The following is a 22,768-nucleotide window of genomic DNA, read 5'->3' as shown; positions in this document are numbered from 1 at the left end:
CGCGCTGAACCCGGCGCGGCGCGCCCCTCGCCTTTCGCGTTCGCCCGATGGCGGAGGCCGCGCCGCGCCCCCCTGCCCCTGCGCCCGACCCCTCGTCCCGCACCATCCAGGAGAACTCCGATGACCCTCACCGACCAGGCCGCCGCAGCGCCGGCGCCCGCCCGGCAGGTACAGCCCGCCGAGGAGCGGTACGCCGCCGAACTCGCCTTCCTCGCCGCCCACGACCCCGGCCCCCGCCCGCCCGGCTGGGCGCTGACCCCGCGCGCCGTCGTCACCTTCGTCTGCGGCAGCGACGGAGCCGGACTGGCCCTGCCCCAGGGCGGCCCCGAGCGGGTCATCGCCCCCAAGTTCGTCGGCGAACGGGCCCTCGTGGAGCGCTGCGTGGTCACCCTCGCCGGAGAGCGCGGCCTGCTGCTCACCGGTGAGCCCGGCACGGCCAAGTCCATGCTCAGCGAACTGCTGGCCGCCGCCGTCTGCGGCACCAGCTCGCTCACCGTCCAGGGCACGGCCGGTACCACCGAGGACGCCTTCCGGTACGGATGGAACTACGCGCTGCTGCTCGCCCAGGGGCCGAGCGTGGGAGCCCTGGTCGACTCGCCGGTGCTCTCCGCCATGCGGACCGGGCGGGTCGTGCGCGTCGAGGAGATCACCCGCTGCCTGCCGGAGGTCCAGGACGCGCTGGTGTCGATCCTGTCCGACCGGCGGGTCACCGTGCCCGAACTGACCGCCACCGAGGACGCGGTGGTCAGCGCGGCCCCCGGCTTCACCGTCATCGCCACCGCGAACCTGCGCGACCGAGGGGTCTCCGAGATGTCCGCCGCCCTCAAGCGGCGCTTCAACTTCGAGACCGTCGCCCCCATCGCCGACGCGGACGCCGAGGCCACCCTCATCCGCCGCCAGGCGGTCGCCGCCGTCCAGCGGGCCGGCGCCGCCTTCGGGGTCGACGACGCCGTGCTCGACGCGCTCGTCACCGTCTTCCGCGACCTGCGCTCGGGGCGTTCCGCCGAGGGCTGGGACGTGGAGCGCCCCGGTACGGTCATGTCCACCGCCGAGGCCGTGCAGGTGGCGGCGTCGCTGGGGGTCGCGGCCGCGTACCTGCCGGGCGGAGACGTGCTGGACCTGCTGCCGGGGCACCTGCTGGGCGTGGTCCGCAAGGACGACCCCGCCGACCACGGACGCCTCCTCGGCTACTGGGACGGCCCGGTCCGCCGCCGGGCCGAGGACGGCTCGGCGATGTGGCGCCGCCTCTGGGACCTGCGCGGGAGCCTGCGTTGACCGCGACCGAGGCACCGGCCGACCCGCGTGCGGCCGTCGGGGCGCCGGCCGATCCGCGTGCGGCCGTCGAGGCGCTCGCCGCGTCCCGCGAGCCGTACCTGCTGGGCGTACGCCACCACAGCCCCGCGCTCGCGGCGCTGGTCCCCGCCCTGCTGGACGCCTCCGGCGCGGACGTGGTCTGCGTCGAGCTCCCGGCGGACTTCCAGCCGTGGCTGGAGCACCTGGCAGACCCGGAGACCGTCGCCCCCGTCGCCCTGGCGGGCACGGGCCGGGACGGCCGCCTGGCCTTCTACCCCTTCGCCGACTTCTCCCCGGAACTGGCCGCGATCCGCTGGGCCGCCGCGCGCGGCGCGACCGTCCTCTGCTGCGACCTCCCCCTGTCCGCCCCCGCCTGGACCACACCGACCGCCACCGCGACTCCGGGCGCCGACGCGACTCCGGCTCCTGGTTCCGGCCCGGACCGGGCGGGCGGGCGTACCTTCGCCGGCGCGCTCGCCGCCGCCGGGACCGGGCGGGACGGGGAGGACATGTGGGACCGGGCCGTCGAGGTGCTCGCACCCGGCTGCTCCCCCGAAGCCGTACGCCGGGCCGCGCTCGGCGTCGGATGGGCGCTGCGCGCGGACGCCGCCACCGTCCCGGCGACGGACCTGGCGCGCGAGTCCCGCATGCGGGAGGTGATCGCGAACGCCCTCGCCGCGGGCCACCGCGTGGCCGCCGTGATCGGCGCCTTCCACGCCCCGGCACTCCTGGGCGCGGCCCCCGCCGCCGCGGCGGCCAACACGGCCCCGGACTCCGGCACGGACCCGGCCCCCGCGGCGTGGACTGCGGGAAATGCCCTGGCCGGCACGGACTTCGGCGCAGGGGGCGCTCCCGGCGCCGCCGACGCGGAAGCACGCCGTGCGCCAGGCTCCGGTGCCGTCCCGGCGGCAGGGGCGCAGGACAGTGACCAGACCCGCACGGAGCCAGGCGCACGGCCTGCTCCCGGCGCGGGCCCCGGCGGCCTTCCGCCTGCTCCCGTCGACGCCGGCGCGGCCCGCCCGAGGCCCGGACAGGACGCCGCGCAGGCCGTCACCTCGCTCGTGCCCTACTCCTTCGACCTGCTCGACTCCCGCTCCGGCTACCCCGCCGGGATCCGGGATCCGCTCTGGCAGCAGGCCGTTCTGGAAGCCGGCGGGGACCCCGGTCTGGTGCGGGAGGCGGCCTCCGTGGCGCTCACCGGCCTGTGCCGGGAACTGCGCCGCGCCGGGCACACCGCCGGGACCGGCGAGGCCGCCGAGACCCTGCGGCTCGCCTGCGACCTGGCCGTCCTGCGCGGGCTGCCCGCCCCCGGCCGGGGCGAACTCCTCGAGGCCGTCACCACCGTCCTCGGGCAGGGCGAACCACTCGGCCGCGGCCGGGCGCTGGCCCGCGCACTCGAGGCGGTACTCGTCGGCACCGCGCGCGGCCGGATCACCCCGCACGCCCCCCGCTCCGGCCTCGGCCCCTCCGTCGAGGCCGAGCTGACGGAGCTGCGGCTGCCCGGCCCCGACGACCCCGCCTCCCGCGAGGTCCGCCTCGACCCGCTGCGCTCCGCGCTCGACGGCCGCCGCGAGGTCCTCCTCCAGCGGCTCCTGGTCTGCGGGGCCTCCTACGGCGATCCCCTCACCGTCGCCACCACCGGCGACGGCACCGCGCTCGGCACCAAGTGGCGGCTGGCGTGGACGCCTTCGGTCCCGGCCCGCCTCGACCTCGCCGGAGTGCGCGGCGTCACCGCCGCCCAGGCCGCCGCGGGCACCCTCCGCGACACCGCCCGCCGCGCCGCCGCCGACGGCGGACCGACCCCGGCCCAGATCCTCGCCGGGCTGGCCGCCGCCGCGCGCTGCGACCTGCCCGCGCTGGTCGACGTACGCCTCCACGAGGCGGCCACCCTCCTGCCGCAAACCGCGACGCTGCCCGAACTCCTCGACGCCCTCGACCTCCTGGAGGCCCTCCACCGCGGCCATCTCCCCGGGACCGGTGCCGAATCCCGCGCCGCCGCCGCCGCGCTCACCGGCGACCTGCTCGAAGCGGCCGTCCGCTCGCTGCCCGGCCTCGCCGGAAGCGAGGACGCCGCCGACGCCGCAGCCCTGGTGGCCCTCGCCGACCGCGCCGCCGCCCACCACCTCGGGCTGCGCACCGACGAGGCCCTCGCCGCCCTGGCCGCCTCGGCCTCCCCGCTGATCCAGGGCGCGGGCCTGGCCGTACGGGTCCTCCTCGACCTCGATCCGGCCGCCCGGCTCGGCGACCGTGCCGCGGGCTGGATCGACGGCGCCACCACCCCCGAAGGCCGCCGGGCCCTGACCCGCCGGCTCGGCGGAGTCCTGACCGCCGCCGGACCGCTCCTGCAGTCCTCCCCGGCCGCGCTCACCCCGCTCCTCGACCGCGTCGAGCACCTCACCGACCAGGACTTCCTCGACCGGCTCCCCGCCCTGCGGGGTGGCTTCGACACCCTGTCGCCCGCCGCCCGCGACCGGCTGCTGGACACCGTGGGCGAGCGGCTCGGCGACCGGATCGACGTGTCGCTGGACGCGCCGCCCGCGCTGCTCGCCCTCTGGGCCGCCGCCGACGCCGCCGGACTGGCCGCGCTCAAGGAACTCCCGCTGCCCGGGGCGGCCGTACCGGCCCGGGGACAGGCCCCGGGCGCCTCCGCGACGCCGGGTACCGCCGGGGCGGCCGACCGCCCGCCGGCCCCGTCCGGCCTGGGGCTCGCCCCCGCCGACCGCTGGCGGCTGCTGCTCGGCCGCGAGCGCGACCGGCTCCCCTCAGGCGCCCGCCGCTACGCCCACGCGCTCGACGAGCTGTACGGGGCCGGCCGCGGCGAAGGCTCCACCGACCTCGACGGCGGTCAGGGCGGCCGGGGCGGTGGCCAGGACGCCTCCTTCCCCACCGCCCGCGAGTGGTCGCAGGAGCTGGAGGCGCTGTTCGGACCCGAGGTACGGGAAGAGGTGCTGGGCGGAGCGGTCGAAGCGGGCCGCACCGACGTACTCGCCCAGCTCGACCCGGCGTCCGTGCGGCCCTCCGTGGAACTGCTGAGCTCCGTCCTGTCCCTCGCCGGCGGGATGCCCGAGGCCCAGCTCGCCCGGCTGCGACCCCTGGTCAGGCGGCTGGTCGACGAACTGGCCAGGGAGCTGGCAACCCGGCTGCGCCCGGCCCTCTCGGGCCTCGCCACCCCGCGCCCCACCCGCCGCCCCGGCGGCACCCTCGACCTGGCCCGCACCCTGCGCGCCAACCTCGCGCACACCCGGCGGCGGCCCGACGGCGGCGTGGTCGTGGTCCCCGAACGGCCCGTGTTCAGCACCCGGGCCCGCCGGGAGAGCGACTGGCGGCTGATCCTGGTCGTCGACGTGTCCGGCTCGATGGAGGCCTCCGTCATCTGGTCGGCGCTGACCGCGGCCGTGCTGGGCGGGGTACCGACCCTGTCCACGCACTTCCTCGCCTTCTCCACCCAGGTCGTGGACCTCACCGACCGGGTCGAGGACCCGCTCTCGCTGCTGCTGGAGGTCCGGGTCGGCGGCGGTACGCACATCGCGGCCGGGCTCGCGCACGCCCGCACGCTGATGACCGTCCCGAGCCGCACCCTCGTCGTCGTGGTCAGCGACTTCGAGGAGGGCGCCCCGATCGGCGGGCTGCTCGGCGAGGTCCGCGCGCTGGCCGCCTCCGGCGCCCATCTGCTGGGCTGCGCCGCGCTCGACGACACGGGCACGCCCCGGTACTCGGTCCCGGTGGCCCGGCAACTCGTCGCCGCCGGCATGCCGGTGGCCGCCCTCAGCCCGCTCGCCCTCGCCCGCTGGGTGGGCGACCGACTCCGTGGAGAAGCCCGTTGACCACCTCACTGCCGCCCGTCGCACCCGAGGTGCTCGCCGAAGCCGTCGAGCAGCTCAGCGCGCGGCTGCGCAAGAAGCTGGACGCCGCCATCGAGAGCTGCGGCGCGCTCGCCTCGAGCGGGGCGGACGGCGCCGTCGTCCTCGCTTTCGGGGAGGACGCCGTCGTCACCCTGCGCCCCGGCCCGGCAGGAGCGGTCACCGAGGCCGGCCAGGCGGTCTGCACCTGCCTGCTGGCCCCCCGCTGCCTCCACCGCGCCGCGGCGCTGGGCGCGGCCCCCCTCGCGGACCCGGGCGTGGACCCGGCCGGGCCGCCGCCCGCGCCCGTACCCGCGCAGTCGGCAACGCCCGCGCCCGACGGGGCCGTTCACCCAGCCGCGCCAGCCGCGCCAGCCGCGCCAGCCGCGCCAGCCGCGCCAGCCGCGCCAGCCGCGCCCGCCGCGCCCGCCGGGCTGTCCGTGTCGTCCGGGCCGGCCGAGCCCGACCCGACGCTCACCGAAGCCCAGCTGCGGGCCGCGGCAGCGCTCTGGCGGGCGGCCGCCGATGCCCTCGCCGCCGGGGTCACCGCCGCAGGAGCCGTCGTCCAGGCCGAGTTGCTGCGCGCCGCGCACACCGCCCGCCTCGCCGGGCTGCCGCGGGCCGAGGCGGCCGCGCTGCGCGTCGTACGAGGCCTGCGCGCAGCCCGCGGGCAGCAGGCCGGGCAGTGGCTCGGCGCGCTCACCGGAGCCTTCCGCGAACTCCTGCGCACCGCCGCCCTGCTGGCCGCCGGCCGCGCCGACCCCGCCCTGACCGGCACCGCCCGCCGCGCCTACGCGCCCGGCGGCAGCCTCCAGGTGTACGGCCTGTGCCGGGAGCCCGTGCTCTCCGCCACCGGCTACGGGGGAGTGGTCACCCACCTGTCGGCCCCGGACGGCGCCGCGTACTCGCTCTCCGACGTGCGGCCAGGCGGACTCGCCCGGGCGCGCGGCGCGGGGTCGGCCTCCGTCGCCCTCGGCGGCGCCGTGCTCGACCACGCCGGGCTGGCCCGCGGCGGCCTGCGCGTCGTCGGCGCGACCGTCTCCCCGGAAGGCCGGCTCGGCGCCGGACGCGGGGTCAAGGCGACCCCGCTGCGCGGCATCCCCTGGACCGAGGAGCCCGCCGCGGCGCTCTTCGCCCGGCCCGCGGCCGAGGCGGTCGCCGACCGGCCCGCGGACCCGGAAGGCGCCGAACCCGCCCTGCTCGGCTGCGAGGTCGCCGTCGTCGGCGCGGCCGGGGAACACCTCCTGGTCCGCGAGACGCGGCCGGGCGCGCCCCTGCTGCGGCTGCTGCCCGCCCACCCCCACCCCGAGCTGGCGCACACGGCGAACCTGCGCCGCCTCGGCTCGTACCCCGGTCTGCTGCTGCGCGTCCTGGGCCGCCCCGACCTGGACCGGGCCGCCACCCTGCGCCCCCTCGCCGTCGGCCCGGTTCCCGGCGCCGAGTACACCCTGCGGCTACCGGAGGAGTGGCTGGGCCGGGCGGACCTGGGCTACGACCGCCTCCAGGGCGTCCACTTCCCGCCGCGGGCCACCGCCGACCCCGCTCCCGAGCCGGCTCCCGCCGGGCCCGATCCGCTGGCCGACTCCCCGTTGTGGCGCGTACGCCGCCTCCTGGAGACCGGGGTCGCGGGCGGCCGCCGCGCCGTGGCCGAGGCGGCGCGCGGCGCCGAACCCCTCGCCGCGTACGCTCCGCTGCGCCGGGCCGGTCTCACCGGGGCGGCGGAGCTGGCCGGGGCCCTCGCGGCCGAGGCCGACCGCCGCCCCCGCGACGCCTTCGGCCGCCTCGCCGACCCCTCCTCCGAGGACTACGCCCACGCCTGGCTGTCCGCGGCCACCCACCTGGCAGCGGCGGAACGCTCCCTGGTCTCCGCATCCTGGACCCCCACCCCACCCGCCTGATCCGCGCACTGCTGGTCCTGGGCGCCTCCGGGGTGGAACCACGGCCGGTGTCTTCCCCTCTTGCAGTGCGAGGGGGATGACCATGACAACGAAGACGACCGGCCGCGTGGTGGTGGCGGTGCTGCTGTGTGCCGTGCTCGCGGCATGCGGGAGTACGGGGGCGGGGCAGGCCGCGGGACCGGCTCCTGTCCCCAGCCTCACGCCTCAGAAGTGCGCACTCGACGTGCCGACGGAGGAGCAGACCGGAGGCTACGCCGGGCCCCCGACGGACCAGGAGACCGGCGGCTACGCGGGTCCGCCCACTGATCAGGAGACGGGCGCCTATGCGGGTCCGCCGACCGATCAGGAGACCGGCGGGTATGCGGGTCCGCCGACCGATCAGGAGACCGGCGGGTACGCGGGTCCGCCGACCGATGGGGAGATGGGCAACGGCGGCGGTCCTTGCGGGCCGGCCGACTGGTTCGACATGACCCGGGACTTCAGTGCCTACTACGCCAAGCGCCGCACCAGCGCCGACCACTTCATGCCCGCCGACACGATCAGGGAAGTGCGCGTACGCAAGGTGCGCGAGGTCGGAGAGGCGAAGATCAGCTTCGTGACCGGCTCCGTGGGCAAGGGCCGCGCCGAGGACGCCCGCCGACTGGCCGGGATGTTCACCAGGTGGCGGCACGAGGTCTACGGGGACAAGGGCACGGTGCAGATCCGCACCGCCGACGGCGATCTGGTCGTCACCGAGAACTGGTGACCCCGGGCCACCGTGCGTCCCACAGGGCGCAGTGGTGTTCCGTCCGGGCATCGACCGTGCTGATCCCGTCCGGCCCGGGTGCCAGGGACAGCACCGAGGCCGGGGTGCGGTAGCGGGGCCACGGCGGGGCTTCCGGGGCGCGGGGGACCCCGGTGCGGGCGAAGCCGGTCCAGTAGTCGGCCATCCGGTCCGCCAGCCCGCGCTGCGGGACCGGCAGCGGCGCCAGCTCGAAGAGATAGGGGAGCTCGAAGCCGTGCGAGGCCCCGAACGGCAGCCCCGGCACCTCCGGCACCCCGGTGAAGTTGGGCGCCTGGCGGTCGGAGAACCGGTAGCCGTACGTCGGCACGTGCCGGGCCAGCGCACGGCTGTCCCGCAGCGTCGGGCAGGTGAACGCGGCGTCGGACAGCAGGGTCGCCCAGGCCACCGCCGGCGTCGGGTAGGCGGCGACCGGATAGTCCGCCTCGACCGCGCGGGCCGTCGAAGCCCCGAACGACCGTTCCAGCCGGGCCCGGTAGGCGGCCTCGTCGGGGAGCGGGTACGTCGCCAGGGTCGTTCCGAGGAACAGCCGCATCTCGTCCCGCGTGGTGCCCTGCATCACCGGCACCCGGTGGAACCGCCCGCTCTCCAGCGCCCGTCGGGGCTCCACGGGCAACAGGGCGCCGCCGTAGGAGACCTTGGAGAAGGCCTGCATGAGTTCCGGGGTCGCGAGCTCGCCGACGTCCAGCCGGCGCAGGCAGTCCAGGACTCCGGCGGGGCCCTCGCAGCCGAGCCGGGCCGCCGCCAGAACGCCGTCCGAGACCGTGCCCCGCTCGGGCACGAAGGGCTCGTACGTACCGAGCGTGGGCAGCAGCGACCACGGCGGACTCGTGGTCGAGCACGATCCGCTCTGCACGATCGCCCGGTGGAAGAGGCCTTCCGAGGCCGGCGAGGTGAGGTGCGCGCAGACGCTGAGGGCGCCCGCGGACTCGCCGAACACCGTGACGTTGCCCGGATCACCGCCGAACCGCCCGGCGTTCGCCCGCACCCAGCGCAGCGCCGCCTGCTGGTCGGCGAGTGCGAAGCCGGGCGCCCCGCCGAGTTCCGGATGGCCGAACAGGCCGAAGACGCCCAGCCGGTAGTTGACGGTCACGACCACCACGTCGCCCCGGACCGCGAGCCGCTCGGGCCGGTACAGGTCCCCCGCGCCGTTGACGAAGCCCCCGCCGTGGAACCAGACCATGACGGGCCGCCGCGGCGCGCCCCGGTCGGCGCCGCCCGCGGGCACGGTGACGTTCGCGTACAGGCAGTCCTCGGAACCGCTCGGCACGCCGGGCCCGAGCGCCGGCAGCTGCACGCAGCGCGAGCCGGGGGCAGCCGCGTCGCGCACCCCCTCCCACCGGGGCGCGGGCTGCGGCAGCCGCCAGCGCAGCGGGCCGGTCGGGGGAGCGGCGTACGGGACGCCTTCGAAGGAGCGGTAGGCGCCGTGGTCCAGGCCGCGGACCCGCCCCCGGTCGGTGTCCACGACGGGCCGGTCCACGACGGGCCGGTCCACGACGGACCGCTCCGGGCCCGGCGCCGCGGCCGCCAGCAGCAGTACGGCCGGCAGCGTCAGCGTCAGCGGCCGTACGCACCGGCGCCAGAACCTCCGCACATCGGGCACGCTCACGCCTTTCCCCAGGGCCGCGGCTGCGCGCCCGGCGCCCCGTTTGCCCGCCCCGAATGGCGCAGTGGGCGGATCTGGCACTCAATGTAACAAAGCGTGCGCTTCCCATGACGCACGATGACCGGCGCGCGAAGTGTAGACCCGCGTGTCGGCGAACGGAGCTTTCCATGAATGACCCCATCACCCTCGCGGCGACGGACCGAGAAGACCGCCACGAGATCCCCGACACCACCCCTCCGGATGCTCCGGGCAGCCAGCCCGTACGCACCCTCCTGGACACGGCGGCCACCTGCCGCCCGCTGGCGGAGGTCACCGCCCTGGTGAGCCTCCTGAAGGACACCGGCCAGCTGCCCAACCCCGGACACGAGGCGCTGCGCACGGCCGCCGTGACCCGTCCCGTCCACGAAGTGCGGGAGATGGTCGCCCTGTTGGGCGAGCCCCCGCACGAGGTGGACGCGGCGGACATCACGCTGCGCGCGGCCGCCGTCGGACGGCCGATCGAGGACGTGGCCCTGCTGGTGGCCATCCTCGGCGCCGACGAGCCCACCGGGTCCGAACAGCCCGGCAGGTCCCCCGAGACCGCCGAGACCGCCGAGCGCACGCCGTCCACGCCGCCGGCGCAGTCCGAGGCGCCCAAGGGCGCCGGCGAGCGGGCCGAACCGCCGGGGCCGCCCGAGCCGGCAGAGGAGCCGTACGTGAAGGAGCCGTTCGAGTCCCCGCACCGTGAGCTGTACGGCACTCCCTACGAGAAGCAGCGCCGGACCGCCGCACCCGCCCCCGAACCGGCCCCCTCCGGCCCGCCGGTCCTGCGGCACGTCCTGCGCTGGCCGGTGGCGGCCGCCCTGCTGGTCACCGGTGCGCTGCACCTGCCCATGGACCTGGCGGCCCTGCCGACGGCGGCCCCCGTGGACTTCCTGCCGCTCCTCGTCACCCTGCTCTGCGTCGGCTTCGGGGCGGTGCTTGCGCTGCGGGACACCACGATGGTGTGGCGGGCCGCGGCGGCCACGGCCGTCGGTGTCGTGGCCCTGCACGTGTTCGGTGGCGCGGCGGCCTTCGACCCCCTGGCCGGGGCGGTCGGCGGGTCCCTCGCCTGGGCGGGCAGCGCCGTGATGCTCAGCGCGGCGGCCGGCGCCGTCCTCGCGGGACTGGCGCTGAGGAACCGGCGGGAGAGCGCGGCCTGATCCGGCGGTGAGACGAGCGGCACCCCGTGCGCACCCGGCACGGGGTGCCGCTTCACGTCAGGAGGCCCGTCCAACGAGGGGGCGGGCGGGCAGGATTGCACGGGCAGGGTTACGCCAGCAGGTTCACGGCCCGGGTGAACACGCGCGGGAGCCGGGCCGCCAGCGGGACGATCCGCCGGGCGAGGGGCGGCCGGTGCCGCGCCCAGAGCAGCGACTCGGTGAGCGCGCGGTAGCTGCGCGACAGCTCCCGCCAGGCCTGTTCGTACGCCTGCGGCCGCCCCGCCCGTACGCAGCGCACCAGTTCGCCCGCCGCCGTCAGGGCCAGGCTCAGGCCCTCGCCGGTCAGCGCGTCCACGTACCCGGCGGCGTCCCCGACGAACAGCACGCGCCCCGCCACCCGTACGCGGGCCCCTTGGCGCAGCGGCCCGGCGCCGCGCACCGGCGCCCCGGGGGCGGCGGGCAGCCGCGCCGCCAGCAGCGGGAACCGGGCGAGCTGTACGTCGAACGGGGCCTGCTCCGTGGTCAGTACGGCCACGCCGATGCGGTCGGGCGCGAGCGGGGTGACGTACGCCTCGCAGCGCGCCGACCAGTGCACCTCGACCAGATCGCTCCACGGTTCGACCGTGTAGTGGCGGCGCAGGCCGTAGCGCGCGGGCCGGCCCGGCGTGGGCGGCGCGGACAGGCCCAGAGCGCGCCGGACGGGGGAGTGCAGGCCGTCTGCGGCGACGAGGTAACGGGCCGTCAGCCCGGCCGCGTTGACGGTGTCGCCGGCCTGGCTGACCCCGTCGACGCGTTGCCGGACCACCCGTACGCCCAGCTGCGCGGCCCGTTCCGCCAGCGCGGCCTGGAGCACGGTCCGCCGGACGCCGAGACCGGGACCGGAGTGGAACAGCCCGTCCGCGTGCCGCCCGCTCACGCCGTCCACGTAGCGGATGCCGTGGAACGGCTGCCCGGCCACGCCGACGCCCAGCTCCCGCAGCCGGGCGACCGCCCCGGGCATCAGGCCCTCGCCGCAGGCCTTGTCGACGGGGGTGGGCCGCGGTTCGAGGACCACGACCTCGAGGCCCGCCAGTGCGCCGTGGATGGCCGTCGCCAGACCGGCCGGGCCGCCGCCCGCGATCAGCAGGTCGATCACGAGGGGGAGCCGGCCGTCGGTACGGAGGAGGGGGCGCGCAGCCGTCCGCCGTCCGTCAGCGCCGCGTCCTCGCAGCCGATCCGCACGCGCAGGAGCAGCAGGTTGAGCGCCGTGAAACCGAGGGCGGTCAGCCAGGCGGTGTGCACCAGCGGCAGCGCGACGCCCTCCACGACCACCGCCGTGTAGTTGGGATGGCGCATCCACCGGTACGGCCCGGCCGCCACGAGCGGCAGCCCGGGTACGACCAGCACCCGCGTGTTCCAGCGTGGTCCGAGGGTCGCGATGCACCACCAGCGCAGGGCTTGCGCCGCGAGGGCCAGGGCGAGGGCCGTCCAGCCGAGCGCGGGCAGGAACGGCCGCCCGGCGGCCCAGGGTTCCACCGCGCAGCCCACCAGCAGCGCGGTGTGCAGGGCGACCATCGCGGGGTAGTGGCCGCGGCCGTACTCGCGGCCGCCGCGGGCCAGGCTCCACGCCGCGTGGCGGCGGGCCGTGGCCAGTTCGGCGAGCCGCTCGGCCGCGACCAGGCCGATGAGCAGCAGGTACCAGGTCATGGACGGAGTGAGGGCCATGGAGTCACCAGCCAGGGGGAGTGGGGGGAGCAGGGGAGTCGGGGAGTGGGAGGCGCAGGGGTCACCAGCGGAGCAGGACGAGTTCGGAGGCGAAGCCCGGCCCGAAGGCGAGCATCAGCCCGACCGATCCGGGCGGCGGCGGCCCCGCGCTCTGGATGCCGCCCAGGATGTGCAGGACGGAGGCCGAGGAGAGGTTGCCGACGGCGGCCAGCGAGCGGTGGCTCGCAGCGAAGGCCGATTCGGGCAGCGCCAGCGCCTCGCCCAGCGCGTCGAGGATCTTCGGACCGCCGGGGTGGCAGATCCAGGCGTCGACGTTCGAGGGCTTGAGGTCGTGCGTGGCGAGGAAGGTCTCCACCTCCTCGGCCACGTGCAGCCTGACCAGGTCCGGGAGTTCGCGGCCGAGGACCATGCGCAGGCCCCAGTGGCCGATGTCCCAGCCGAGCAGGTGCTCGGTGCCGGGGTAGAGGCGGCTGCGCGCGGCCACCACCGAGGGTCCGGGGCCGGCGGCGTGCAGGGGGTGGTCGCGGCCCACCGCGACGAGCGCGCCCGCCCCGTCGCCGAACAGGGCCCCGGCCACCAGGTTCGCCATCGAGGTGTCCGTGGACTGCAGGGTGAGCGAACAGAGCTCGGTGGACAGCAGCAGGGCCGCGTGGCCGGGCCGGCCCGTCAGGTGGTCGTGGAGGTGGCCGACACCGGCGGCGCCCGCCGCGCAGCCGAGGCCGAAGAGCGGCACCCGCCGCACGTCGGGACGCAGCCCGGCGCGCGCGGCGAGGCGGGCCTCCAGCGAGGGAGTCGCGAGCCCGGTCACCGTGGTCGACATGACGAGGTCGATCTCCTGCGCCGCCAGACCTGCGTCGGCGAGGGCGAGTGCGAGGGCCCGGCCGCCGAGCTCGAGGGCCGCCTCCAGGAACAGGGCGTTCGTCGTGCCGAAGTCGTTCGAGGGCCCGTACCGGTCCAGGGGGAGGGCGAGGTGCCGGGTGCGCACGCGTACCGAGGCGTGCACCCGGCGCAGCAGGGCGGTGTCGGAGCCCGGCGGGAGGAAGCGGGCGAGCGCGGCCGTGATCTCGGCCTGCGGATGGCGATGGGGCGGGAACACGCTGCTCACTGCCAGGACACGCGTCATTCGTTCACCATAGGAAACAACTGACACATCGTTATGAATGAGGCGAACCGGGCGCGGCGCGGCCCAAGCGGTCTCTGGGAGGTGGGGTGCGTTTCCGCGTCGTCCGGTGCGGTGCCTCGGCGTGCTGCCGCGTCATCGGCGTACTGGACGTACTCGGGTGATGCGGCAGTGCGGCGAGGTGCCGTGCCGGGCGGCGTGGAGACGTGCCCCACCTCCCAGAGACCGCTTAGCGTATGGCCGTGCCCGCGCGAACCACACGAGCCGGATCCGCCGTCCCGGCGACGACCGTCCCCGCCGTACGCCGGAGCCGCGGTGCTGCGGCCGCCGGGCTGCTGGCGGCCTGCCACCCGCTGCCGGCGGCGGCCGTCACCCTCTTCGCCGCGGCGCTCGCGACCGCCGCGGGGCACGGCCTCGCGGGAGGGGCCGCCGCGGTGGGCGCGGTCGCCGCCGGGCAGCTCTCGGTCGGCTGGTGCAACGACCGGGCCGACCTGCGGCGCGACCTGGCCGTGGGGCGGCGGGACAAACCCCTGGTGGCGGGTACGGTGCCACCCGCCGCCGTGACCCGCGCGGCGGGCCTGGCCCTGCTGGTCTGCGTCCTCCTCTCGCTGGCCTGCGGGCTGCTCGCCGGGGCCGTGCACCTCGTCGGGGTGGCGGCCGCCTGGGGGTACAACCTGCGGCTGAAGCGCACGGCCGCGTCCTGGCTCCCGTACGCGCTGGCCTTCGGACTGCTGCCCGCCTTCGTCACCCTCGGCCTGCCCGGCACGCCGTGGCCGCCGCCCTGGCTCACGGCGGCCGCGGCCCTGCTGGGCGCGGGCGCGCACTTCGCCAACGTGCTGCCGGACATCGCCGACGACCTGGCCACCGGGGTGGTGGGCCTGCCCCAGCGGCTGGGCGCCCGCCGCTCGGCCGCGCTGGCCGCGGTCCTCGTCCTCGGCTCGGCCGCCGCCCTGGTGGCGGGGCCGCCCGGACGGGTGACGGCGTACGGCTGGGCCCTGCTGGCGGGCACGGCGGCGGCGCTGCTCCTCGCGGGCCTGCGTCCGGTCGGCAGAGTCCCCTTCCTGGCCGTACTGGCCGTGGCCGGAGCCGACGTCCTGCTGCTGGTCGTCGAGCTCGGCGGGGAGGCGGCTGCCCCGCGTTGACCTCGCGCGCGCCGTCCTCGGAGCGGCGCCTACTGGCGCAGGTCGAGCGAAAGGTGCGCGGACAGGGCGCGGAGGAAGTCGGGCGCGTCGAAGGCCGCGCCGGCGGAGGCGACACCGACCGTCCTGGTCCGTCCGGTCAGGGCGCGGTGGACCGCCTCCACCGCGAGGGGCGCGCTGACGGCGTAGATGTCCCGGCCGCTCGCCACGGCGCGCCGCTCCGCGCCGCCGGAGCGCACGACCACCTCGACGAGGAAGGTCTGGTCGGACCGTCCGTGCTCGTCGACCGCGGTGGGCGCGGGCGTGTCCGCAGCCGCCAGGTCGCCGGCCGCCTCGACCGTCATGTACGTGACCACCTCGGGGATGTCCAGGTGGCTGGGGACGGTGACGATGTCGGCCATGCTGAACTCCCCGATCACCGCCCGGGTCCCCATCGGTTCGGGGAAGGGCCACTTCAGGGTCGCCGCGGCGTCGTCGCGGTACTCCAGCCGCCCCTGGCTGTAGCGCACGCGCCGGCCGTCCCTGCGCTGGCGGGAGACCGTGCCCGCGTCGCGGGTTCCGGCCGTGGGGTGCCAGCTGTTCAGCCCGTACGCGACATGAGCCTCGTCGGCAGCCGTCCAGTCGCCCATCGCCGCGGTGACCAGCAGGTCGCCCAGACCGCCGAAGAAGGCCATCGCGGGGATCACCACGGTGCCCGCCGCGCGGGCGCGGTCCGCGAAGTGCGCGAGGGTGTCGAGATTGGCCTCGATCTCGGCCGCCACGTCCACGTACGGGATACCGGCGCGCAGGGCCGCCTCGATCAGCGGCGCCGCGGTCGTGGCGAAGGGCCCGGCACAGTTGATCACGGCGGCCGCGCCGGCCAGCGCGCGGTCGAGCGAGGCCGGGTCGTCCACCGTGGCCTGCCGGGCGTCGAGCCCGGGATGGGACGCCGCGAACGCCTCCAGCTTGTCCGCGTCGCGCCCGGACAGAACCGGGACGAACCCGCGGCTGCGCAACTCCGCCACCACGAAGCGCCCGGTGTGTCCGTAGGCGCCGAACACCGCGACCGTGTGACCCGTTTCCATCGGTTCTCCCCGTACTCGAACGACCAGCTCGGATGATCAGCTGTGCACATCCTGTCGGTCGGCCGCCGACCAGGCGAGTGTCCGGAACGACATGGCCCGTACAATTTCGGACATGGGTACTGTCGCGCTGGCCGTCACCGACGGAATGCTGCACTTCGAACTGTCCCTGGCCTGCGAGGTCTTCGGCTCCGACCTGTCCCACGTGGCCAACCCCTGGTACCGCCTGGCCATTTGCGGGCCGGGCGCCGTGCAGGTCGGCCGGTTCCGGCTGGAGCCCGACCGCGGGCTCGGCCAACTTCCGTACGCCGACACGGTGATCGTCCCCGGATGGGCCGATGTCGATGTGGACCCGCCCGCCGAGCTGGTCGACGCCGTGCGCGCGGCGCACGAGGCCGGCGCGCGCGTGGCCTCCCTGTGCACGGGCGCGTTCGTGCTGGCCGCCGCAGGTCTGCTGGACGGCCGGCGCGCGACCACGCACTGGGCGCACACCGAGGCCCTGGCCGCCCGCTACCCGCGGGTGGAGGTGGATCCCGACGTGCTCTACGTGGACAGCGGCAGCGTGCTCACCTCCGCGGGCAAGGCCGCCGCGATGGACCTGTGCCTGCACCTGGTCCGCCTCGACCACGGCTCGGCGGTCGCCAACACGCTCGCCCGCCGCCTGGTGGTGCCCCCGCACCGGGCCGGCGGCCAGGCCCAGTTCGTCACCGCCCCGGTGCCCGCCCAGGACGACCACCCCCTCGCCGAGCTCTTCCCCTGGGCGATCGAACGGCTCGACCAGGCCCTGACCGTGGAGGACCTGGCCCGCCGGGCGAACATGAGCGCGCGCCACCTGGGCCGCCACTTCAGGTCGGTGGCCGGCACCACCCCGCTGCAATGGCTGCTGACCCAGCGGATCCGGCGGGCCCAGGAACTGCTGGAGGCCACGGGCGACAGCGTGGAGGCCATCGCGGCGGCGACCGGCATGGGCACCGCCACGACGCTCCGCAGGCACTTCAACCGCACCATCGGCGTGCCTCCGGACACCTACCGCCGCACCTTCCGCAGCTCGCGGGCCGCGATCTGACGACGGCTACGGCGCGCGCCGGGTGCGGGTCCAGGACAGGAGCTGGTCCGCCGTCCAGGTGTTGACCACGCGCTCGGCCGGGACCCCGCACTCCGCGGCCCGCTCGCAGCCGAGGAACTGCCAGTCCAGCTGGCCGGGGGCGTGCGCGTCCGTGTCGATCGCGAAGAAGGTCCCGGCTGCCACGGCGAGGCGCAGCAGCGGCCGGGGCGGGTCCAGCCGCTCGGGCCGGCTGTTGACCTCCACCGCGGTACCGGACTCCGCGCAGGCCGCGAAGACGGCCTCGGCGTCGAACTGGGACGGGGGCCGGCCCCGGCCGGTCACCAGCCGCCCGGTGCAGTGGCCCAGTACGTCCATCAGGGGGTTGCGCACGGCCGCCAGCATCCGCCGGGTCATGGCGGGAGCGTCCATCCGCAGCTTCGAGTGGACGGAGGCGACGACGAGGTCGAGCCGGTCGAGCAGGTCGGGTTCCTGGTCCAGTGAACCGTCGTCGAGGATGTCGCACTCGATGCCGGTCAGCAGCCTGAACGGTGCCCAGCTCTCGTTGAGCTCCGCCACCACCCGCAGCTGTTCGCGCAGCCGCTCCGGGGAGAGCCCCCGGGCGACGGTGAGCCGCGGCGAGTGGTCGGTGAGGACGGCGTACTCGTGCCCCAGCGAGGCCGCGGCGCGGCCCATCGCCTCGATCGGGCTGCCTCCGTCGGACCAGTCCGAGTGCACGTGGCAGTCCCCGCGCAGCGCCGCGCGCAGGGCGGTGGCGGCGGGCGTGGCCGACGGGCCCCCGGGGAGCGCGGCGACCTCGTCCTCGAGCTTCTGCAGGTAGCCCGGGACGGACCCGCCGAGCGCCTCCCGTACCACCCGGGCGGTCTTGGGGCCGATGCCCTTGACCGCTTCCAGGGAACCGGCCGCCGCGCGTTCGGCCGTCTCGCGCTCACCCATCTGCTCGACCGCGGCCGCGGCCGTACGGAAGGCCCGTACCCGGTAGGTGGGCTCGTGGGCGCGTTCCAGCAGGAAGGCGATCCGGTCCAGCGCAGCCACCGGGTCCATCGGCGTACCTCCTGCCTCCTGGACCCAGTGTCCGGCGCTCCGCCCGCTTACGCCTCCTGCGGGACGGCGGCGTCGAGGGCGGCCGTGAGGCGGTTCAGGCGGGTCTGGAGCTCGAGGATCTCGGCCAGCTCGAAGCCGGTAGCGGCCGCGATCCGGCGCGGGACCTCCGCCGCGCGGGCGCGCAGCGCGGCCCCTTCCCCGGTGAGGCGGGCGTGCACGGACCGCTCGTCCTCGGTGCTGCGCTCACGGCGGACCAGGCCGGCCGCCTCGAGCCGCTTGAGCAGCGGGGACAGCGTCCCGGAGTCCAGGCGCAGGTGCTGCCCGATCTCCTTGACCGGCAGCTCCCCGTGCTCCCACAGCACCAGCATCACCAGGTACTGGGGGTAGGTCAGGCCCAGGTCCTTGAGGACCACGCGGTAGAGACCGCCGAAGGCGCGGCTCGCCGCGTTCAGCGCGAAGCAGATCTGGCCGTCCAGGCGCAGGAAGTCCTGGTCGGGGTGGAGTGCGGTCGGCTTCTCGGTCATGGAGCCAGTGTACCCGGGGAGGGCTTGCGAGGCATTTAATTGTGCACAACTGAATTGCGTGCTCTAATGGTGGAGCGCGGTCGACCACCGGCCGCCGCAACGGACATTTCTGCGAGAGGAACTCCGATGGACGCGCTGTACACCGCTGTCGCCACCGCCAACGGCCGCGAGGGCCGCACCGTCAGCTCCGACGGACAGCTCGACCTCGCCCTCGCCATGCCCCCGGCGCTCGGCGGCAACGGACAGGGCACCAACCCAGAGCAGCTCTTCGCCGCCGGCTACGCCGCCTGCTTCGCCAGCGCCCTCGGCCTGGTCGGCCGCCAGGCCAAGGTCGACACCAGCGAGGTGTCGGTCACGGCCGAGGTCTCCATCGGCAAGGACGGCGCCGGCTTCGGCCTGGCCGCGGTCCTGCGCGTCGAGCTCCCCGAGTCCCTCGCGGGCGAGACGGGCACCCTGCTGGTCAAGCAGGCGCACGAGGTCTGCCCGTACTCCCGTGCCACGCGCGGCAACATCGACGTGGACCTCGTCATCGAGTAGAGGCAGGCGCAGAGGCGCAGAGGCATCGAGCACCCGGCCGAGCCGTCGACCGGGTGAAGATGCCGGACGTCCGGCGGGCGGCCACCATGGAGGGGCACCGCCCCGTACGGGGGCCGCCCGCCGGGGGCCGCACGCCGGGAGGCGCCAGTGGCGCAGACCTTCACCACAGACGTCCTGGTCACGGGCGCGGGCCCGGTCGGGCTGACCGCCGCCGTGGAGCTCCGCAGACGCGGGATCTCCTGCCGGATCGTCGACCGGCTGCCCGCCCGGCTCCCGTTCGCCAAGGCGGTGGGCATCCAGCCGCGCACCCTTGAGCTCTGGGACCGCATGGGGCTGGTCCGCTCCGTGCTGGAAGCGGCCGTCCCCATGCGCGGGCAGCTGACGTACATCGACGGCGCCGAGCAGCCCCGCCTCGAGCTCCGGCTGCCGCCCGAGGTGCCGTACGGGTTCGCCGCGCTGCCGCAGTACGAGACCGAGCGCATCCTCGACGAGTTCCTGGCCCGCTTCGGGACCGCGGTCGAGCGCGGCACCGAGCTGGTGTCGTTCGCACAGGACGCCGACGGGGTGACCAGCCGGCTGCTCACCCCCTCCGGCGCGGAGGAAGAGGTACGGACCCGGTTCCTGGTGGGCTGCGACGGCGCGCACAGCATCGTGCGCAAGGGACTCGGACTCAGCTACGAGGGCGGCGCCTTCCCCGAGGAGTTCATGCTCGCCGACGTGGAGGTCGACTGGGACCTCCCGCACGGGTACGGCGTCCGCGCGATGCACAGGGGCGCCGACGGCGCGGTCGACGACGTGCTGGTGTGCATCCCGCTGCCCGGCCGCGGCCGCTACCGGATGTCGATGTTCGTACCCCCCGAACTCTCCGCCGCACAGCAGGCCGACGCCGTCGACGACGGCGTCGCCCACGGCCTGCAGACCGGCCGGGCCCCCGGACTGCCCGACGTCCAGACCGTCCTGGACCGGCTCTCGCCGCGACCGGCCACCGCCTCCCACATCCGGTGGACCTCCGTGTTCCGCATCAGCCACCGGATCGTCGACCGGTACGCCGACGGCCGGGTCTTCGTCGCCGGAGACGCGGCGCACATCCACCCGCCGACCGGCGCCCAGGGCATGAACACCGGCATCCAGGACGCCTGGAACCTGGCCTGGAAACTCGCCCTCGCCGTCGACGGCCGCGCCCACCCGCGCCTCCTCGACAGCTACGACACCGAACGCCGCCCCGTCGGCGAGGAAGTCGTCGGCCGCACCGTGCGGCACGCCGCCGCAGGAGTCCAGGCCGACCCCGACGACCCGCGGACCGTGATGCTGCGCGAGGCGCAACTGCTCGTCTCCTACCGGGGCAGCCCCGTCGTGGACCCGACCGGCGAGGGCCCGGGACCCCGGCCGGGCGACCGGGCACCGGACTGCGGCGGCCTCACCGGGCAGATCGCCGCCTACCCGCTCCGCCTGTACGACCTGCTGCGCGACCGGGGGCACGTCCTGCTCGTCCACGGCAGCGGGCCGGGGACCGGCGAACTCGCCCGGACGGCACGGGAGTCCTCGGCGGGCCGGATGGAGACCTGCGTGATCCTCGACCCCGGCGCACCGGCCGACTCCGAGCCGAGCGGGCTGCCGGCGTACCGCGACACCGGCGGCGAATTCGCCCGCCTCTACGCGGTGGACGGGCCGACCGCCTTCGTGATCCGCCCGGACGGCTACCTCGCCGCCCGCCTCGCCCCACCGGACCCCGCAGCGCTGGCCGCCCATCTCGCGACCACCTTCGCCCCGGCCCCCCAGGAGTAGCCGCACCGCGGAAGACCCGGGCCGAGGCGCCGTTTTGGAATGCCGGAGGATCCTCAATACGATCCGGCGATGATCACAAGAAAACGGCTTGCGGCCCGGGCGTGCGGCCTGCTCGCCGCCCTGGCCGTCGGGCTCTTCCCGGCGAGCGCCACCGCCGCCGACGGGCCGACGGCGAAGGAACCCCCGAAGGTCGATCTCGTCCTCGACGTCAGCGGCTCGATGCGGGCGAACGACATCGACGGCCAGTCCCGGATGGCCGCCGCCAAGCAGGCCTTCAACGAGGTCATCGACGCCGTCCCCGACGAAGTGCGGCTCGGCATACGCACCTTGGGCGCCACCTACCCCGGTGAGGACAAGGCGCTCGGCTGCAAGGACACCAAGCAGCTGTACCCGGTCGGGCCGCTGAACCGGACCGAGGCGAAGACCGCCGTCGCGACCCTCGCCCCCACCGGCTGGACCCCGATCGGCCCCGCCCTGCTCGCCGCGGCCCAGGACCTCGACGGCGGCGACGGCACCAAGCGGATCGTCCTCATCACCGACGGCGAGGACACCTGCGCCCCGCTCGACCCCTGCGAAGTCGCCCGCGACATCGCCGCCAAGGGCATCAACCTGGTCATCGACACCCTCGGCCTGGTCCCGGACGCCAAGATCCGGGCCCAGCTCACCTGCATCGCCGAGGCCACCGGCGGCACCTACACCTCGGTGCAGCACACCGCCGAACTCTCCAGCAGGGTCAGGCAACTCATCGACCGGGCGGCCGAACCGGTCGTCAACCCCGTGGCCACCGAGGGCGCGAAGCAGTGCGCGAACGCGCCCGTGCTGGTGCCCGGCCTCTACAGCGACCGCGAGACCTTCGGCGAACACCGCTGGTACCGGGTCGACGTCCGCCCCGGCCAGGAGCTGCGCGCCTCGGTGAGCATCGCCGCCGACCGCGCCGTCAACAACGACTACGGCCTCCTGCTGCGCGCCACCACCGTGCACGGCCGCGAGATCGTACGGGGCTCGGAGGCGGGTGACGGCCGCACCGACGTCCTGTCGACCGGACTGCGCTACCCGAAGGCCGAGATCGACGCGGCGGACGACGCCGCGAACGAGGCGCCGGAGACCGTCTGCCTCCAGGTCAGCAACTCCTTCTCCGCCCCCGCCTCCGTCAAGACCACCCCCGGCATGCCCGTCGAGCTGACGATCGACGTGGTGGACGGACCGGGCGATGCGTCCGACGCCGCCGCCTTCGGCCTCGGCCGCGGCTGGTGGCTGCTGGCCGTCCTGGCCCTCGCCGGGCTGGCCGCCGGCGTGGTGTGGGGATGGATCTCGCGCTGGCGCATCTCCGTCTGGAGGACCAACTGATGCGTACCGTACGCACCCTGACCACCGCCCTGCTGGCCGCGGCAGCCGCCCTCACGGTGACGGGGACGGCCTCGGCCGACACCCCCTCGGCGAGCCCCAGCCCCCGCTCGACCTCCGCCGAGGACCAGGCCGCCCCGACCGAGGCGGGTACCGGCTTCCGTACCGCCGCGGCGTTCCGCCCCGGCCAGAAGGCCACGGCGGGCGCGTCCACCGGCGACTACCTCTACTGGGTCCTGCCCGTCGACGCGCAGCAGCGCATGACCGTGAGGGCCACGGTCACCCTGCCCGAGGCCAAGGTCCGGCACGGCGCCTCGACCTGGCAGCTCGACGTGTACGACGGCCTGCGCCGCCGCCAGGCGTGCACCTACGGCACGCAGACCCGGGCCGCGGCCCGGGAAGCGGCCTCGGTGGAACTGTCCTGCACCCTGCGCACGGTCCGCGCCGGAGCCGAGCAGTGGGCCAACGACCCGCTGCCGGGCAGCTACTACGTACGGCTGACCGTCGCCGACGTACCGGAGGAGGACCTCGGTCTGCCGATCCGCGCGGCCGTCGAGGCCTCCGTGCAGGAGACCGGCGGCGCCTACGCCGTGGACGGAGCCCTGTCCACGCCGCTGGTGCCCGCCACCGTGTCCGGCGCGCTGCGCGAGCCCGAGGACGGCTGGTCCGGCGGCTGGTGGTCGGACCGCTGGATCTGGACCGCGGCCGGCGGGGTGCTGGGCGCCCTCGCGGGCATCCTCGGCTACTCCCTGACGCGCGGCTCGGGGCGCCCGTCCCGGGTGCCGCCGGGCGCCTGAGCACGGCGGAACCACGGCGGACGGCCGCGGCCCGGGGCATCCCCCGGGCCGC

At 76.2% G+C, this 22,768-nt stretch carries 18 protein-coding genes; 11 read left to right on the top strand and 7 right to left on the bottom strand.

Features of this window, described 5'->3' with window-relative positions:
* The first annotated feature begins 120 nt into the window (after positions 1 to 120).
* From ACIPUC_RS03120 to ACIPUC_RS03105, 4 genes are all read left to right on the top strand, one after another.
* Complete coding sequence (locus ACIPUC_RS03120; RefSeq protein ID WP_446586438.1) at positions 121 to 1,275, top strand: ATP-binding protein; 1,155 nt, start codon at positions 121 to 123, stop codon at positions 1,273 to 1,275.
* Entirely contained in the window at positions 1,272 to 5,117 is a 3,846-nt protein-coding gene (locus ACIPUC_RS03115; RefSeq protein WP_446586437.1) for a vWA domain-containing protein, read from the top strand. Before ACIPUC_RS03120 ends, ACIPUC_RS03115 begins: the two co-directional genes overlap by 4 nt.
* A complete protein-coding gene (locus ACIPUC_RS03110; protein WP_446586436.1) occupies positions 5,114 to 7,030 on the top strand; it encodes a hypothetical protein in 1,917 nt (638 codons plus the stop codon). Before ACIPUC_RS03115 ends, ACIPUC_RS03110 begins: the two co-directional genes overlap by 4 nt.
* Positions 7,031 to 7,112: 82 nt before the next feature.
* A complete protein-coding gene (locus ACIPUC_RS03105) occupies positions 7,113 to 7,775 on the top strand; it encodes a hypothetical protein (RefSeq protein WP_446586435.1) in 663 nt (220 codons plus the stop codon).
* On the opposite strand, the gene ACIPUC_RS03100 is transcribed toward ACIPUC_RS03105, so the two are convergent.
* The gene (locus tag ACIPUC_RS03100; RefSeq protein WP_446586434.1) at positions 7,759 to 9,420 is read right to left on the bottom strand and encodes a carboxylesterase/lipase family protein; all 1,662 of its coding nucleotides are present in this window, start codon (positions 9,418 to 9,420) and stop codon (positions 7,759 to 7,761) included. The genes ACIPUC_RS03105 and ACIPUC_RS03100 overlap by 17 nt on opposite strands.
* 164 nt (positions 9,421 to 9,584) lie before the next feature.
* On the opposite strand from ACIPUC_RS03100, the gene ACIPUC_RS03095 reads away from it, so the two are divergent.
* Positions 9,585 to 10,598, top strand: coding sequence for a hypothetical protein (locus tag ACIPUC_RS03095; protein WP_446586433.1), 1,014 nt, complete (start codon positions 9,585 to 9,587; stop codon positions 10,596 to 10,598).
* 109 nt (positions 10,599 to 10,707) lie between these two features.
* Here the strand turns inward: ACIPUC_RS03095 and ACIPUC_RS03090 are convergent, their stop codons facing one another.
* From ACIPUC_RS03090 to ACIPUC_RS03080, 3 genes are all read right to left on the bottom strand, one after another.
* Positions 10,708 to 11,733 carry an NAD(P)/FAD-dependent oxidoreductase gene (locus ACIPUC_RS03090; RefSeq protein WP_446586432.1) on the bottom strand — a complete coding sequence of 342 codons (1,026 nt, stop codon included), beginning with the start codon at positions 11,731 to 11,733 and terminating at the stop codon, positions 10,708 to 10,710.
* The gene (locus ACIPUC_RS03085) at positions 11,730 to 12,284 is read right to left on the bottom strand and encodes an isoprenylcysteine carboxyl methyltransferase family protein (protein WP_446586771.1); all 555 of its coding nucleotides are present in this window, start codon (positions 12,282 to 12,284) and stop codon (positions 11,730 to 11,732) included. Before ACIPUC_RS03085 ends, ACIPUC_RS03090 begins: the two co-directional genes overlap by 4 nt.
* A 79-nt stretch (positions 12,285 to 12,363) precedes the next feature.
* Positions 12,364 to 13,425 carry a type III polyketide synthase gene (locus tag ACIPUC_RS03080; RefSeq protein WP_446586431.1) on the bottom strand — a complete coding sequence of 354 codons (1,062 nt, stop codon included), beginning with the start codon at positions 13,423 to 13,425 and terminating at the stop codon, positions 12,364 to 12,366.
* Positions 13,426 to 13,658: 233 nt separating this feature from the next.
* Between ACIPUC_RS03080 and ACIPUC_RS03075 the strand changes: the two genes are divergently transcribed.
* Complete coding sequence (locus tag ACIPUC_RS03075) at positions 13,659 to 14,564, top strand: UbiA family prenyltransferase (RefSeq protein WP_446586430.1); 906 nt, start codon at positions 13,659 to 13,661, stop codon at positions 14,562 to 14,564.
* 29 nt (positions 14,565 to 14,593) lie between these two features.
* Here ACIPUC_RS03075 and ACIPUC_RS03070 read toward each other — a convergent pair whose 3' ends face one another.
* A complete protein-coding gene (locus tag ACIPUC_RS03070) occupies positions 14,594 to 15,625 on the bottom strand; it encodes a saccharopine dehydrogenase family protein (protein WP_446586429.1) in 1,032 nt (343 codons plus the stop codon).
* A 112-nt stretch (positions 15,626 to 15,737) separates the two neighbouring features.
* Here ACIPUC_RS03070 and ACIPUC_RS03065 point away from each other — a divergent pair, with 112 nt between their 5' ends.
* Positions 15,738 to 16,688 carry a helix-turn-helix domain-containing protein gene (locus ACIPUC_RS03065; protein ID WP_446586428.1) on the top strand — a complete coding sequence of 317 codons (951 nt, stop codon included), beginning with the start codon at positions 15,738 to 15,740 and terminating at the stop codon, positions 16,686 to 16,688.
* A gap of 6 nt (positions 16,689 to 16,694) precedes the next feature.
* Here the strand turns inward: ACIPUC_RS03065 and ACIPUC_RS03060 are convergent, their stop codons facing one another.
* A complete protein-coding gene (locus ACIPUC_RS03060) occupies positions 16,695 to 17,729 on the bottom strand; it encodes a PHP domain-containing protein (RefSeq protein WP_446586427.1) in 1,035 nt (344 codons plus the stop codon).
* A gap of 47 nt (positions 17,730 to 17,776) precedes the next feature.
* Positions 17,777 to 18,253, bottom strand: coding sequence for a MarR family winged helix-turn-helix transcriptional regulator (locus ACIPUC_RS03055; protein ID WP_446586426.1), 477 nt, complete (start codon positions 18,251 to 18,253; stop codon positions 17,777 to 17,779).
* A gap of 126 nt (positions 18,254 to 18,379) precedes the next feature.
* Between ACIPUC_RS03055 and ACIPUC_RS03050 the strand changes: the two genes are divergently transcribed.
* From ACIPUC_RS03050 to ACIPUC_RS03035, 4 genes are all read left to right on the top strand, one after another.
* Positions 18,380 to 18,790, top strand: a complete 411-nt coding sequence (locus tag ACIPUC_RS03050; RefSeq protein WP_215140516.1) for an organic hydroperoxide resistance protein — start codon at positions 18,380 to 18,382, stop codon at positions 18,788 to 18,790.
* 147 nt (positions 18,791 to 18,937) lie between these two features.
* Positions 18,938 to 20,575, top strand: a complete 1,638-nt coding sequence (locus tag ACIPUC_RS03045; protein WP_446586425.1) for an FAD-dependent monooxygenase — start codon at positions 18,938 to 18,940, stop codon at positions 20,573 to 20,575.
* 69 nt (positions 20,576 to 20,644) lie between these two features.
* On the top strand, positions 20,645 to 21,922 hold the full coding sequence (locus tag ACIPUC_RS03040; protein ID WP_446586424.1) for a VWA domain-containing protein: 1,278 nt from the start codon (positions 20,645 to 20,647) through the stop codon (positions 21,920 to 21,922).
* Positions 21,922 to 22,716, top strand: coding sequence for a hypothetical protein (locus tag ACIPUC_RS03035; RefSeq protein ID WP_446586423.1), 795 nt, complete (start codon positions 21,922 to 21,924; stop codon positions 22,714 to 22,716). The genes ACIPUC_RS03040 and ACIPUC_RS03035 overlap by 1 nt, the downstream gene beginning before the upstream one ends.
* Positions 22,717 to 22,768 lie beyond the last annotated feature (52 nt).

This window comes from Streptomyces sp. LARHCF249 (assembly GCF_052871255.1).
The sequence above is the reverse complement of the archived record's forward strand: the minus strand, read 5'-3'. Positions and strand labels throughout refer to the sequence as shown.